This is a genomic window from Achromobacter sp. PD1, assembly GCF_048541815.1.
GTDB classification, from domain to species: domain Bacteria; phylum Pseudomonadota; class Gammaproteobacteria; order Burkholderiales; family Burkholderiaceae_B; genus Achromobacter; species Achromobacter bronchisepticus_A.
Window position 1 is genome coordinate 322,066 of sequence record NZ_CP183349.1, and the last position, 12,293, is coordinate 334,358.

Annotated in this window: 14 protein-coding genes, 2 tRNA genes and 1 pseudogene; 4 read left to right on the forward strand and 13 right to left on the reverse strand. The window is 63.0% G+C overall.

All coding sequences use genetic code 11. The annotated features are described in order from the left end of the window. Positions 1 to 7: 7 nt before the first annotated feature. Positions 8 to 940 (reverse strand): LysR family transcriptional regulator, encoded by a 933-nt coding sequence (locus ACM1PE_RS01440; protein ID WP_059371653.1) that lies wholly within the window; start codon positions 938 to 940, stop codon positions 8 to 10. Between the two features lie 130 nt (positions 941 to 1,070). Here ACM1PE_RS01440 and ACM1PE_RS01445 point away from each other — a divergent pair, with 130 nt between their 5' ends. Next, entirely contained in the window at positions 1,071 to 1,472 is a 402-nt protein-coding gene (locus tag ACM1PE_RS01445) for a DoxX family protein (protein WP_059371654.1), read from the forward strand. Between the two features lie 96 nt (positions 1,473 to 1,568). Further along, entirely contained in the window at positions 1,569 to 2,033 is a 465-nt protein-coding gene (locus tag ACM1PE_RS01450) for a nuclear transport factor 2 family protein (protein ID WP_373429016.1), read from the forward strand. Positions 2,034 to 2,042: 9 nt separating this feature from the next. Here the strand turns inward: ACM1PE_RS01450 and ACM1PE_RS01455 are convergent, their stop codons facing one another. Both ACM1PE_RS01455 and ACM1PE_RS01460 read right to left on the reverse strand, forming a co-directional pair. Beyond that, positions 2,043 to 2,633, reverse strand: a complete 591-nt coding sequence (locus ACM1PE_RS01455) for a DUF2946 family protein (protein ID WP_059371656.1) — start codon at positions 2,631 to 2,633, stop codon at positions 2,043 to 2,045. A gap of 2 nt (positions 2,634 to 2,635) precedes the next feature. Beyond that, the gene (locus tag ACM1PE_RS01460) at positions 2,636 to 2,959 is read right to left on the reverse strand and encodes a hypothetical protein (RefSeq protein WP_054451291.1); all 324 of its coding nucleotides are present in this window, start codon (positions 2,957 to 2,959) and stop codon (positions 2,636 to 2,638) included. Positions 2,960 to 3,199: 240 nt separating this feature from the next. Between ACM1PE_RS01460 and ACM1PE_RS01465 the strand changes: the two genes are divergently transcribed. Then, positions 3,200 to 4,174: a D-2-hydroxyacid dehydrogenase family protein gene (locus ACM1PE_RS01465; protein WP_419342427.1), complete on the forward strand. Its 975-nt coding sequence runs from the start codon at positions 3,200 to 3,202 to the stop codon at positions 4,172 to 4,174. Then, positions 4,171 to 4,629, forward strand: a pseudogene (locus ACM1PE_RS01470) (hypothetical protein). Before ACM1PE_RS01465 ends, ACM1PE_RS01470 begins: the two are co-directional and overlap by 4 nt. A 107-nt stretch (positions 4,630 to 4,736) precedes the next feature. Here the strand turns inward: ACM1PE_RS01470 and ACM1PE_RS01475 are convergent. The 10 genes from ACM1PE_RS01475 to ACM1PE_RS01520 all read right to left on the reverse strand — a co-directional run bounded on the left by ACM1PE_RS01475 (position 4,737) and on the right by ACM1PE_RS01520 (position 12,258). Continuing rightward, positions 4,737 to 4,810 (reverse strand) — tRNA-Cys (locus ACM1PE_RS01475). Positions 4,811 to 4,865: 55 nt separating this feature from the next. After that, a tRNA-Gly gene (locus tag ACM1PE_RS01480) sits at positions 4,866 to 4,941 on the reverse strand. A gap of 150 nt (positions 4,942 to 5,091) precedes the next feature. Beyond that, positions 5,092 to 5,730, reverse strand: coding sequence for a ProQ/FinO family protein (locus tag ACM1PE_RS01485; protein WP_419342429.1), 639 nt, complete (start codon positions 5,728 to 5,730; stop codon positions 5,092 to 5,094). A 135-nt stretch (positions 5,731 to 5,865) separates the two neighbouring features. After that, a complete protein-coding gene (locus tag ACM1PE_RS01490) occupies positions 5,866 to 6,519 on the reverse strand; it encodes a hypothetical protein (RefSeq protein WP_059373839.1) in 654 nt (217 codons plus the stop codon). A 35-nt stretch (positions 6,520 to 6,554) separates the two neighbouring features. After that, positions 6,555 to 7,106, reverse strand: coding sequence for a hypothetical protein (locus tag ACM1PE_RS01495; RefSeq protein WP_419342431.1), 552 nt, complete (start codon positions 7,104 to 7,106; stop codon positions 6,555 to 6,557). A 19-nt stretch (positions 7,107 to 7,125) separates the two neighbouring features. After that, complete coding sequence (locus tag ACM1PE_RS01500; protein ID WP_419342433.1) at positions 7,126 to 7,626, reverse strand: hypothetical protein; 501 nt, start codon at positions 7,624 to 7,626, stop codon at positions 7,126 to 7,128. 8 nt (positions 7,627 to 7,634) lie between these two features. Beyond that, the gene (locus tag ACM1PE_RS01505) at positions 7,635 to 8,669 is read right to left on the reverse strand and encodes a hypothetical protein (protein ID WP_419342435.1); all 1,035 of its coding nucleotides are present in this window, start codon (positions 8,667 to 8,669) and stop codon (positions 7,635 to 7,637) included. Between the two features lie 28 nt (positions 8,670 to 8,697). Next, positions 8,698 to 9,381 (reverse strand): pilus assembly protein, encoded by a 684-nt coding sequence (locus tag ACM1PE_RS01510; protein WP_419342437.1) that lies wholly within the window; start codon positions 9,379 to 9,381, stop codon positions 8,698 to 8,700. Positions 9,382 to 9,405: 24 nt separating this feature from the next. Further along, positions 9,406 to 11,667, reverse strand: coding sequence for a TcfC E-set like domain-containing protein (locus tag ACM1PE_RS01515; protein WP_419342439.1), 2,262 nt, complete (start codon positions 11,665 to 11,667; stop codon positions 9,406 to 9,408). Between the two features lie 69 nt (positions 11,668 to 11,736). Beyond that, complete coding sequence (locus ACM1PE_RS01520; protein ID WP_059373753.1) at positions 11,737 to 12,258, reverse strand: fimbrial assembly protein; 522 nt, start codon at positions 12,256 to 12,258, stop codon at positions 11,737 to 11,739. Between the last annotated feature and the right edge of the window lie 35 nt (positions 12,259 to 12,293).

A 12,293-nucleotide genomic window follows, 5' to 3' on the forward strand; every position in this document is an offset into this window, starting at 1 on the left:
TACGATTCTAACGGCTGCGGCGGGGGCTGGCGCGCCGGCCCGGAACGGCCGGGGAGGGGGCGCCGAAGCGGCCCTCCAGATGCTCCACGAAGGATCGTACCTTGGGCGACAGGAAGCGCCGGTGCGGGTAGACGGCGTACATGGAGATCGGGGTATGGGCGTAATCGGCCAGCAGCGCGACCAGACGGCCGGTACGGATGTCGTCGCCCACCAGGAAATCGGGCTGCAGGATGATGCCGTGCCCGGCCAGCGCGGCGGTCCGCAGCACGTCGCCGTTGTTGGCCCGCAGGGCAGCGTTCACGCGCACCAGATGGGTCACGCCGTCTTTCTCGAAATGCCATTCGTTGCCGGTGCTGGCATAGGCGTAATGCAGGCAGCGATGCTGCTTCAGTTCTTCCGGAGTCTGCGGCGTGCCGTGGCGCTGCAGGTAGTCGGGGGCGGCGCAGACCCGCAACTGTTGCGGCGCCAGCGGCCGTGCGACCAGCGAGGAATCCTGCAGCGGGCCGATGCGCACCGCCACGTCGTAGCCGTCCTCCACCAGGTCCACCAGACGGTCGTTCAGGTCCAGGTCGATGATCACGTCGGGGTAGCGTTGCAGGTATTCGGCAATGGCGGGTCCCAGGTGCAGGATGCCGAACGACACCGGCGCGCTCACCCGCAGCCGGCCGCTGGGCCGCTGGCCCTCGGCCTGCAGCGACAGTTCCAGGTCCGCCACCTCGGCCAGGATGGGCCGCACGCGTTCGTAGAAAGCGCGTCCGGCGTCTGTCATGCTCAGCTTGCGCGTGGTGCGGTTCAGGAGACGCACGCCGTACTTCTGCTCCAGATAGGCGATCTGGCGCGTGACCACGGAGCGGGCCTGGCCCATCTTGTCGGCCGCGGCCGCAAAAGAGCCCAATTCCACGACCTTGGCATAGGTCTGCATGGCGATGTGCGTGTCCAAGATTGTTTCCTATCAGGGAACAATAATTTGCAATTCTGCATGTTTATCTTTGTTTTTGGAATCGCAAGAATAACGCTCATCAAGAATCTTCCCATCCTGGGCGATTCCCCTACCGCTCTAGGAGAGTGCAATGGTTGATACCCGTACCGCGCCCTATGCCGCGCTGCTGCTGCGCGTGGCGCTCGGCGTCATGTTCCTGGCCCATGGCCTGACCAAGCTGCTGGTGTTCACGCTGCCCGGCACCGCGCAGTTCTTCGCTAAGATCGGCGTGCCTGCTTGGCTGGCGTATCCGGTGACGTTCTTCGAGATCATCGCCGGCATCATGCTGATTCTGGGTGTTCTGCCGCGCTGGGTGGCCATCATCTCCGTGGTGCAATTGTTCGTGGCTGCGACCGTGCATTTCGGCAACGGTTGGGGTTTCAGCAACCCCGGCGGCGGCTGGGAATACCCGATCTTCCTGAGCGTGGCGGCCGCTGTGTTGCTGCTGCTGGGCGATGGCAAGTTTGCGCTGGTCAAAAGCTGGCGCGGCTGATCGCTGCGCGCACCAGTCTGTCTACCGCCACGGACGTGGCCGACAGGACGGCCGGCCCATAGAATGGCCCGGCCGTTTTCCATTTCCGGAGTATCCATGTCCTTCACGAAGTCATACCTCAAGCGCGCCGCTGCGGCGGCCATGCTGGCCCTGGCCCTGTCTCCCGCCGTCCATGCTTCCGCTGAGCAGGAAGCCGCCAACAAGGCGGCCGTGCTGGCCTTCTACGAGAAGGGCCTGAACCAGAAGGACGCGGATGCGGCGTTGAAGTACGTCGGCGACCGCTATGTGCAGCACAATCCGAATGCCGCGGACGGGCCCGAAGGCTTCCGCAAATTCATCGCTTTCCTGCGCGACAAGTTTCCGCAGTCGCGCAGCGAGATCAAGCGTGTCTTCACCGATGGGGACTATGTGATCCTGCACGTGCACGCGGTGCGCCAGCCCGGCGACCGCGGCAGCGCCATCATCGACATCTTCCGTCTGGAGCAGGGCAAGATCGTGGAGCACTGGGACGCGGTGCAGCCCATTCCCGAGCAGTCCGCCAATCCCAACGGCATGTTCTGAGCGTGCCGTTCAGGCGCGGGGATTCGCTTCGAAGCCCAATTCCCGCGCCACATCCTTTTGCGCGATCAACGCCAGCGGCGCGGCCGCATAGATTCCGGGCAGGACGGCGTGGATTGCGCTGCCGACCGCAAGGTCTGCCAGCGCGTCCAGCAGCGGCGCGCCGTCCACCGTGGCCATCTTTTCCAAGAGCGGCTGCAGATCGCGGTCCAGCACGATGCCGGCGCCCAGAGGCGTCATTGCATACAACTGTCCTGCGTCGTCCAGTTTCCAGCCATCGACCGAATCGATCGCCACGTTCGTGTGCGTGAGCAGTCGGCGGTTGTCGTCGCTCAGCCGCAGCACATAGGGCGCGGCGTCCAAGCGCAGGAACACGCGCTGCGGACCATTCTGGAAGAACCAGCGGCCCGCGTCATCGTGTTCATAGTTGCGGTTGATGAATTCCAGGATCTGGGTATTGGTGATGGATTCACCCGGGCCGCCCTTTGCCGCAAGGCCCTGCGGATGCAGGCGCCAGCGGCCGCGCGCGTCCAGCGACAGCCAGCCGTATACCGCCGGCACGTCGGGCCAGCGGGCTAGCGCGTCCTTCACCGATTGATCCATGTTCAGGGGCGGATGATGATGGGAGGCGGGTTGATGACAATGGCGGGCGCCGGCATCACGGCCACCGGCTGCGGCACCTGCACATAGCCGTGGCGGTAGTCGTCCCGGCATTTGCGCTTTTCCTGGTAGTCGCCATTGCGTTTCCATTTGCGCTCGACCTTACAGGCGCCGTCCCAATATTGTTCCTTGTACTCGCGGCCGTGGCGATGGCGGTGCTTGTCCGAGTCGGCCTGCGCGGCAAGCGGGGCCAGCGTGAGCAACGCCGCCGTGGACAGCGTCAGCAGCGCGGAGGAAGGGCGGGCTCGAGAGTTCGGAATGGTACGCATGGTATCCGTCATCAGTTGCAAACGGCGTCACCATAGCAATCATTTGATTGACGGCGCGTAGGGATGCGTAACGAGATGCTGGGGAAAGCCGCCATCGTACCTGAGCGGCCGATGGACGAAGCGGGGCGGTCGTGGCGTACGTCTTCGACGACGGAGGAATGAACGGCATCATTTTGTTTTACGAGAGGCAAGAAGCAGCGTAAAACTTGAACATTCATTTCCACCCGACGAGTCCCGCACATGAAGATTGCGATCCTGGACGACTGGTTCGATACCCTGCGCCGCCTGCCCTGCTACGCGCTGCTGCGCGATCACGAGGTCACCGTCTGGACGGATCACGCGGAAGATGCCGATGTGCTCGCGCAGCGCCTGGCCGATACGGAAGCGCTGGTCCTGATCCGCGAACGCACCACGATACGGCGCGAACTGATAGAGAAGTTGCCCAAGCTGCGCCTGATCAGCCAGCGCAGCGTCTATCCGCATATCGACGTCCCCGCGTGCAGCGAGCACGGCGTCCTGGTCTGTTCCGACCTGCACGCCGATACGCCTTCCTATGCCGCCGCCGAGCTGACCTGGGCGCTGGTGCTGGCCGCCATGCGGCAGCTGCCGCAACAGGTCGAGTCCATGCGCCAAGGCCATTGGCAATGCGGCGTGGGTCACACTGTTCGCGGCAAGACCATGGGCATCTTCGGCTATGGCCGCATCGGCCGGGTGGTTGCCGGCTACGCGCGGGCGTTCGGCATGCGCGTGCTGGTCTGGGCCCGCCCCGAGTCGCTGCAGCGCGCGCGCGAGGAAGGCTACGAAGTCGCAAGCTCCCGGCAGGAGTTCTTCGCCTCCTGTGACGTGCTGTCGCTGCATATGCGCCTGGTTCCCGCCACCAAGGGTATCGTCACCGCCGCGGATCTCGCGGCCATGAAAGAGGGATCGCTGTTCGTCAACACCAGCCGCGCCGGACTGGTGGAACCCGGCGCCCTGGTGCAGGCGTTGCGCGCCGGCCGTCCGGCCATGGCGGCGCTGGACGTATTCGAACAGGAGCCCCTGACCGACACGGCGAATCCGCTGCTGCAGATGCCCAACGTCTTGTGCACGCCCCATATCGGGTATGTGACCTATGAGGAATGGGATCTGCAATTCAAGGACGTGTTCAACCAGATCCTTGCCTATGCGGCGGGCAAGCCCGTGAACATGGTGAATCCGCAGGTGGTGTCGCCATGAACGCATCGCTGGAACGCTTGGCCAGGCAGCTCGATCTGGATGATGCGGGCAATGAACGGCTGCGCCTGGCTTTCGGCCGCGCCTGTGCGCAACGGGTCGAGCATCTGCTCGAAGAGCAGGAGGCCGTGGATTGCCTGGCGAGCCTCGGCCGTTATCTGGACGGCGCGATCGGCCGTGACCCGCTGCAGTAGGCTGCCGCCGAGGCTGCGCGCCTGGCGAACCGGCATCAGGGATCGAAATCCCTGGACGGCTGCGGCCATGCCGCGGTGTCCGCGACCTATGCGGTCGCCAGCGCCCTTGCCGGCAAGGCGCTGCGCGCAGCCGAATACGCGGCCTACGCCGCGGTCTACGGTCAGGGCGGTTACGGCGCCGTGTCGGATCCTGAATCGTTCGAGGCGGAGTTCGCCTGGCAGACGGGATGCCTGGAGTCCTTGGCTGCAGTCAAGGCTGACTAGCCCGTGTCGGGGCAATCGCGCGGCGGCTCGTCGTCCGCAGCCCGTCATTGCTGATTCGGAAAAACAAAAAACCCGCAGAGTTTCATCTGCGGGTTTCAGGAAATCGCTGGAGGCGCAAGCCGGAATCGAACCGACGTACACGGATTTGCAATCCGCTGCATAACCACTCTGCCATTGCGCCAGCACTTGCAAGAAAAAAGGAAGCGCGGTGTTGGCCGTTGCTTCCTTTTTGTATTTGGAGCGGGAGACGAGTCTCGAACTCGCGACCTCAACCTTGGCAAGGTTGCGCTCTACCAACTGAGCTACTCCCGCGGGGGCACTGCGTTTTGGTGTAATTTCTGACTTGGTTTTCAGAAAGGCCGTGTCCACCAAAGACAGCGATTATACACAGAATTTCGGGCTTGTGTAGCCTGGCGAGGCGGGGATGTGAAAAATCCCCGCTCGCCGAGCCAAACAGTGTCCTCAGGGCGTATCGCTCGATGCCGGCGTTGTGACGGCCGCGGCTTCGGGGGCGGCTTCAGGCGCGGGGGCGTCAGCCGGGGCGTCAGCGGATGCGGCAGCCGGCGCGTCGGCCTTTTTCGCCGGACGAGCCTTGCCGGCCGGCCGGCGCGAAGCCTGGCGGCGCGCGTAGGCGGCTTGCTCCGCCGTCACCGTGCCCGCGGGCTGGCCTTGCAGGTCGACGCGGGTGGCGTCGGCGACCATGCTGCTCCAGTAGCGGCTGCCCTTGCACCAGGTGGCGATGGCTTGCTTGAGCTGTTCTTCCGTCATGCCCAGCTTTTCCAGATGCTGGGCCGCGTCGGCCAGGATGCCCTGCTTGAGCGGCAGCTTCGGCGCGGGATTCTTGGGAAAGGCCTGCGGGAAGTGCTTCTGCAGGCGCCAGATGGCCTCGACCACGGGGTCGACGGGCTCGCGCTTTTGCTGCGGGCGGGCGGCAGCCTTCGCTTGAGCAGACTCGCGCTTTTGCTGCGGCCGCGCCGTAGCCTTGGTCTGATCAGGCTCCCGCTTCTTTGTCCGGCCTGCCGCCTTCGGTTGGACCGGCACCGCCTTTTGAGCCTGTGCCCGTAGCTGCTCGCGCAGGTCGGCAAGTTTTTCAAAACCCATTGTTATTTCCAACACCTCAGATTTGTTCAGGCTGAAGGTTACCGCAAGTGCGCGAATGCAGCACTGTCGAGGGGGGGCATGTGTGGTGGCGGCGCCATGGCCGCCGGCGTTGGGGGACGTGGATTTACCCCGGAATCAGCGTCCGGAGGGCGGGCAGGATGGCTGGCCGGGCACCTGTATTGCGCGGCCTTTCAGCAGGATGGGCGTGCTCGGATAGACGTTGAATGGTTCCACGGGCCGGCCATCGGCGACCGCATCCTTGACCTGATAGCGCACGTTGCCCGACGCAGCCAGCCAGGCGCCTTGCGGCGCGCAGCGCAGCGACAGCCCCGAGGTTTCGTTTTGCGGTAGCAGCCTGACCAGGGTGCTGAACGCAAGGGTGACGACCACATTGCCGGAGGTGCCTTGTCCCGCCCGATCCAGCAGATTGACGACCGGCCTGATATCCAGCCGGTACACCTGTTCCTGTTCCACATCGGCCAGCGGCTTGAGGGTGACGGTCTTGCTCTGCCCTGGTCCTAGCGAGAGCTTGAACGGGGAGACGTAGAGCGCAGGCCTCTCCGTCTGCGCGATGGGCTCCAGGTGTTCCTGGTCGGCCTCGACGCCGGGGTTGAGCAAGCGCGATAGGGTAATGGACACGTACTCCGCGCGATCGCCCTGGTTGATGATATGGACCGAGGCCGGTTTGCCTTGCACGACGGCGAGCTTGGGCATCACGTCGATATGTGCGAAGGCCGGTGTGGCAGGCCAGGACACCAGAAGCAACAGCAGACAGTCGAAGGGTTTCATCCACATTTCGGCGACATCCGGCCGCTTATAGCGGGTCAGGGGATCCGCACGGTCGGTTCAAAGACCAGCGACAGCTCGCCGACATAGCTGCCTGCGGTCTGCTTGAAATCGCCTTCCGGCGGGTAGGCCGCAATCGCCAGCCCGTAGTAGCCGATGGAGTCCTCGCCCGCAGCGGGCGCAGGCGGATTCTTGAATTTCACGTCCTGGCCTACTTCCAGGGTTTTCTGCTCCCCGTCTTCCGCGGCCAGGGAAACCTCGGGCCGACGGAACACCAGGGCCGCGTTGGCCGTATTGCGGATCTCCAGCGGTCGGTCCATGCGCACCTGAAACGCGCCGCTCGAGGACAGGATGCGCAAGCGTGCTTGCGCCTCATACGGCGATTCCCAGCCGCGTAGCTGCTGCATGGCCAAGCCCTGGTCGAACCAGCCACCCTTATCGTCCGTGACCAGCAATCTGTGGGCGGCCTTGACCGTGGCGGTGATCCTGCTGGTGGTGTCGCCGGTCAGGACGACATCCCCGGCGGAGGCTGCGGCAGAGAGCGTTCCCAGGGCAAGCATCAGGCACGCGCGGATTGATATTCTGTTCATGTCCGGGTTCTCATGGGTTTCAAGGCTGAGCGTGCTCGGCGGTCTGATAGATCAGAACGCCGTACGCCATGTTGATGATCAGGGGCGCGCTGCCATCGGCCTCGCCGCCGTTCAGAATCACCCGCTCCCTAGGCCGGAAGGTGATGCGCCAGACTTGCGCGCGGGCAGGCGCATGCAAGACGCGCACGCTCATCCGGTACTTTTGTCCCGGCGCCAGAATCAGGCGCTTGGGGGTGACCAGCAAGCTGGGTCGCTCTGTTTCGCCAACTGGCGCCAGCACCTCCGGCATCGATCCGGGATTGAGGAGCAGATGTTGTTCCACATCCAGATACAGCGGGCTGTCGCCACGGTTTTCCGCCAGCAGTTCGCTCGGCGCTCGACCGGGTTCCAGGCGCAGTTCCGCTCTCGGCAGGTGCAGGATGCCGGCCCCCTGGCCGTGCTGGGGCCAGGGCAGGGCGAGTGCCGCGACGATAAACGCGGTGCGGCGGGCGAATCGCCGGGGAAGGACATGAACGCTCATGGCATGAGCTAAGGTCGTGCGACGACCGTGAAGGTGAGCACGTCGCTGTAGTCGCCTTCCTTCGCCGCCTTGGGCGTGTCGGCCGTGAACGTGGGGATGAAGCAATCGCGTCCGTTGTTGCCCAAGGCGGACACGACATTGCCGGTGTTGGGCAGCGCGACCTCGGTACTGGTCGTCGCGTTCCGCAGCACGACTCGGTATGGCACCGTGTCGGAAGGCGAGGTCAGGTGCTTGAGTTGGTACCAGCCATTGCCCGACAGGCCGTTCTGGTTGGTCGCGTTGATGGCGTAGCGCGTTCCTGTCCATTTGAGGTGGTCATAGGTGAAGCACAACTCTTCGCCGGCGCCAGAAAATGGCCTTTCCGCAGGCGCTCCGGGCAGCAACTCTCCGAGGTTCCAGTCCGGCGCGGTCATGTGGATCTTGGGAGCCTCAGGTGGGGGCGGAATCTTCGGATCGGTGATGGTATTGCAGTTGCCCGTTGAGCTGTCTGCGCCGATATAGGCCAGTCCGGTTATTTCGACGATGTCGTTCTTTTGCGTGACGTTCGCTGCTCTTACCCCAATGGCAGGCCACGGTGCAAGGTGCTTGTTATCGATAACGACCGTTACCCGCACGACTCTCGCGGATGGATCGCGCCAGCTCGTGGCGTAACGGGAATCACTGTTATCGTAGGATGCGTAGTCAATGCCGCTTGTTCTACCCCAGTGCCGAACGCCATCCATGTAGACAGCACTGGCATAGTGACCAGACTGCTGCAGTTTGCCATCTTTCTCATAGGTGTATATAAGGATTCCTCGGCTCTGGAACCACCCGCTATGCCTGCCTAGGTGACCTTGAATGTTCTTATAGCTGATGGTCACGCCCAGCGTGCTGGTGCCATTGCCATTGTTTTGGTAGGTGCAATTGCTATAGCCGTTGCTCAGGTTGCTGTAGTAGATGCCCCGCCATGCCAAGGCGTCACTACTGGCGATCATCGCGCTTGTTGCCAGTACGGCAGCAACTGGTCGCGGCATCATCCATCCTTTGAAATTCGGCAATCTCATGGTTGGTCCCTCGTACATTGCGCCATGCTCATCCGCGGCAATCGAAACCCTGCGGCGCATCGCCGATCAGCATCGTGAGCTTCTTGCCCTCGAAGCGCCGCGACATGCCGGGAAACAACACCACCCGGTTCTGCTCCTGCTTGCGGTCCGGCGATGCGATATCCGCCAGGACCAGCGACACATTGCCGGTATTCTCCAGCCTCACACCCGCGTCTTCGCAGCGATGCGACCAGCCCGACCGTTGCTGACCCGGAGGAGGCATGTGCTGGACCAGCACGCCATAACCTATGGAAACTGACATGGGCGCGCTGATCTTGTCCTGGGGCGCCTCTTCGACCTGCATCGCCCTCACTGGCACGACGTACAGGCGGTACATCTCTTCCGCGGTGGGCACGGATAGCGACTTCAGGCTGATCGCGCGGCTTTGGTCCGGTCCCAGCGTCAATTTGTCCGGACTGGCGAGCAGGCCGGGATGCTCGAGTTGGCTCAGCGGCACCTGCTCCTCGGGGTCGAAGCCGGGATTCTTCACCTTCTGCAGCGTGGCCGACAGGTAGAGCGGCGCGTCGCCAACGTTCTTGACGGTGACGCCGTAGTCGTGGCCATTGAAGACCTTGATCCGGGCCGGCATCACCAGCAGCTCGCCTTCGGCTTGAGCCGACGGCGCGGCCAGCAGCATCGAAGCGAATAGCGTGAGCAGGGTCTTGCGTGGCATCGTGGTTCCTCTTCGGATATCAGGTTATCGGCAGCGGTAGTAGCTGCCGTTGATGGCGTTGCCGAGGTCGCAGGTGTAGTTCCTGCCGGGTTGCCGCAGCGTGATCTTGGTAAGTACCGTCTTGCTGGCGATGGAGAACAGTCCGTTGGGGTACGCCGTGTCGCCAGTTTCCTGGATGGTTCCGCCCAGGGGCTTGTCGGACGGATCCATCAGGATGCCGCTGTAGACCATGTTGATCGCCACCTTGGCTTGCGCCGCGTACACCTGACCAGGATGGGCGCGCACGACGTTGGCAGGGACTTCGATGCTCATGTCCATGTGCTCGCTGTTGCTCAGGACGCGGGCGAAGGGAACGTCGCGGTATTGGCCTAGCGGTACGGCGTAGGTGCTGCCGCCGCCGACCGGATGGCCTTCCACGCTGAATCCGTAGGCGGTGCCGTCGATGGCGGGCGTGTCCAGCAACATGGCGCTGCCGCTGCTGCTGTAGCGTCCTACCGCTATGCCCGTGGCGCTGGCCGCCAGCATGCCGCGGTAGTTGAAATCCGCGTTGCTGCCGAAGTCGCTGTGGCCCAGGTTGAGGGAGGTGTCGCCACGAGTGCCGGAGCGGCTGCCGTAAACATTGACGCTGTTGCTTGTGCTGCTCCGGTTGACCGTGACGCCAGCCGTCGAGGTGCCGTAGCTGTCCTCGAAATCCTTGCGATAGTCGCCGCTGAGTTGCGTTTCGCCGCCCTGGCGGGCCGCGCGGAAGCTGGCTTGCGTCTCGTCCAGGGTCCAGCTCATGTTGAAGTACACGGCGTAGCCGTCGTCGCCCCGGCCGTACCCGCCCTTTTGCACGCCCAGGGAAAAGGTCGACCACAGGCCGTTGGGGCGGTAGTTCCAGCGCGCTTCGGCTTGCTGTATTTCGCCGCGGCTGTGCTTGTTGTAGTTGTAGCCCAGCATGACATCGCCCACGCTTCTGCTGTATGAAAAGCTGGTGCTGGGCGCGCCCCAATAGAAGCGCGATACGTCTGAAATCTGATAGCGGCTGGCCGAGAGGCTGCCCAGCAAGGGGTCGTTCATCGACAGGTTGAAATAGCCGCTCGCGCCGCGTTCGCCGCCTAGGACGCCCACTGTGGGAGTGAGGTCAGCCGTGCCGATGCGGGAGGGGCGCGTGATGTTCAGCTCGCCCGCCCAGCGGGACTGGTCGCCGCTGATGAACGAGGCGTTCAGGTAGAACTGGCTCAGGTTGCGGCTGACGGCAGCTTGAAGCAGCTGGCCGCCTGCGCCCATTTCCTTGCCCGCGGTCATGTGCCAGGAATTGCCGCCGCCGCCGTTGAAATTCAGGTTGTTGATGTCGCGCGTTTCGCGGTTGATCAGATTGCCGTTGCGGTCCACCAGCCGGATCTCCACCGGGTAGTAGCCGCCAGGCAGGTCGATGAAGCTGATTTCATTGCGGCCGAGTATGGCGGGCCGCTTCAGGATGAGACGCCCGTTGCGGTAGAACTCGTAGTTTCCTTCGGCGGTGGAATACAGCACCAGCGAACCCGTATCGCGGTCGGCCCGCAAATGGTTCTGGCTGCCGATGGTGACGAACTGATCGAAGCTGGGCGACAGCATGGTGCTGACCGAGCCCGAGGCGTAGTCGAGGCTGTTCTGCTTGCCTGCCCGCACGTAGGTGCCGTGAAAATTCTTCTGCAGGAAGTAAGAGGATATCCCTTGACCGCCATTGCTGCGGCCGCGCATGCGATTGCGGCTGCCGTACCAGCTCATGTAGCCGAAGCTGCGCAGCGGCAGGCCCAGCCATGTCGTGCCGCTGAGATTCATGGCGCGATAGCTGTCGGAGGATCCGCGCAGGTCCAGGGACTGATTGTTGATCAGCCCCCAGGTGGTCGCGGGAGATAGGTAGTCGTCGCGCGAGCTTCTGATCTGCAATGTGCGGCGGATCTTGTCGATGGTGACGTAGTGTTCCGCCACGCGCACGTCACAACCGTTGACGCATTGCTTGTAGTCGACCGCGGAAACTACCTGGCGGATGGTTTCTATTTCTTCCACCGTGATACCGTTTTCCGCATACTTGACCGGGTCGAACGCGAGCCGGTTCTGCTCCAGCGAATAGGCGATCAATCCGGGCAGCGTCCTGCCGTTGAAGCTGGAGACGTAGCTTGCGCTATTGTCCATTTCAACCGCGCTGAAGCCTTCGGGGATGCCGTAGGAAATCTTCACTTGCGCAAAGACCTGGGTGGAGGTAGCGGCAAGCACGCACGGCAGGATTTTTTTGAGGCAAAAGGAAACCCGATGAGCGCGCATGCCCTGCAATCCATAAGGGGGAAGGAAGAGCCCCGGACGGGGCTCTGGAGAACGATGGTCGAGCGAGGCTTAAGGGGCCGGCTCGAAGAGCATGACCAGATTGCCGCTGTAGCTGCCGTTGGTGGGCTGGCCGTTGGTTTGCTGGGGGCTGTCCACTGAGATTTCCAGATTGTGGATTTCGTCAAAGCCGCCGTTGCCCTGCACGACCTGGGTAATCTTGTTGGGTTTGTCGTATGCCAGGACTTGGTCGCCTGCGGCGTGGGTCAAGATCACCTGTGCGTTGGTCATCTCGAGGTGTCCGTTGGACATTTTCAGAGGTTGAGAGAGCTTGACGTTGATCCCAGCGGTCTTCGAAAATATGCGGATCGGCAGCGTCTTGGAGAATGTCAGCTGCCTGTAGTCTGCCGGTTCGAGCTCTTCGGTGCCGTACCAGGTGGAGCCGTCGGGCTTGGACACGAAAATCGCGTCGTTGATCTGAGCCGTCAGGGTGATGCTCTTTGTGACGGTTTTCTCTGCTGGGGTAGCGGCATGCGCCACGCCCGCAAACGCGCCAGCCAATCCCAGTGCGATCAGGATCTTGTTCAGTTTCATGGATGAAAACCTGGAGTTGAAGTTGAATGAATGCC

Coding starts and splice junctions, on each gene's coding strand:
- ACM1PE_RS01445 (WP_059371654.1), top strand. CDS start 1,071: ATGGTTGATACCCGTACCGCGCCCTATGCCGCGCTGCTGCTGCGCGTG.
- ACM1PE_RS01450 (WP_373429016.1), top strand. CDS start 1,569: ATGTCCTTCACGAAGTCATACCTCAAGCGCGCCGCTGCGGCGGCCATG.
- ACM1PE_RS01455 (WP_059371656.1), bottom strand. CDS start 2,633: ATGGATCAATCGGTGAAGGACGCGCTAGCCCGCTGGCCCGACGTGCCG.
- ACM1PE_RS01460 (WP_054451291.1), bottom strand. CDS start 2,959: ATGCGTACCATTCCGAACTCTCGAGCCCGCCCTTCCTCCGCGCTGCTG.
- ACM1PE_RS01465 (WP_419342427.1), top strand. CDS start 3,200: ATGAAGATTGCGATCCTGGACGACTGGTTCGATACCCTGCGCCGCCTG.
- ACM1PE_RS01485 (WP_419342429.1), bottom strand. CDS start 5,730: ATGGGTTTTGAAAAACTTGCCGACCTGCGCGAGCAGCTACGGGCACAG.
- ACM1PE_RS01490 (WP_059373839.1), bottom strand. CDS start 6,519: ATGAAACCCTTCGACTGTCTGCTGTTGCTTCTGGTGTCCTGGCCTGCC.
- ACM1PE_RS01495 (WP_419342431.1), bottom strand. CDS start 7,106: ATGAACAGAATATCAATCCGCGCGTGCCTGATGCTTGCCCTGGGAACG.
- ACM1PE_RS01500 (WP_419342433.1), bottom strand. CDS start 7,626: ATGAGCGTTCATGTCCTTCCCCGGCGATTCGCCCGCCGCACCGCGTTT.
- ACM1PE_RS01505 (WP_419342435.1), bottom strand. CDS start 8,669: ATGAGATTGCCGAATTTCAAAGGATGGATGATGCCGCGACCAGTTGCT.
- ACM1PE_RS01510 (WP_419342437.1), bottom strand. CDS start 9,381: ATGCCACGCAAGACCCTGCTCACGCTATTCGCTTCGATGCTGCTGGCC.
- ACM1PE_RS01515 (WP_419342439.1), bottom strand. CDS start 11,667: ATGCGCGCTCATCGGGTTTCCTTTTGCCTCAAAAAAATCCTGCCGTGC.
- ACM1PE_RS01520 (WP_059373753.1), bottom strand. CDS start 12,258: ATGAAACTGAACAAGATCCTGATCGCACTGGGATTGGCTGGCGCGTTT.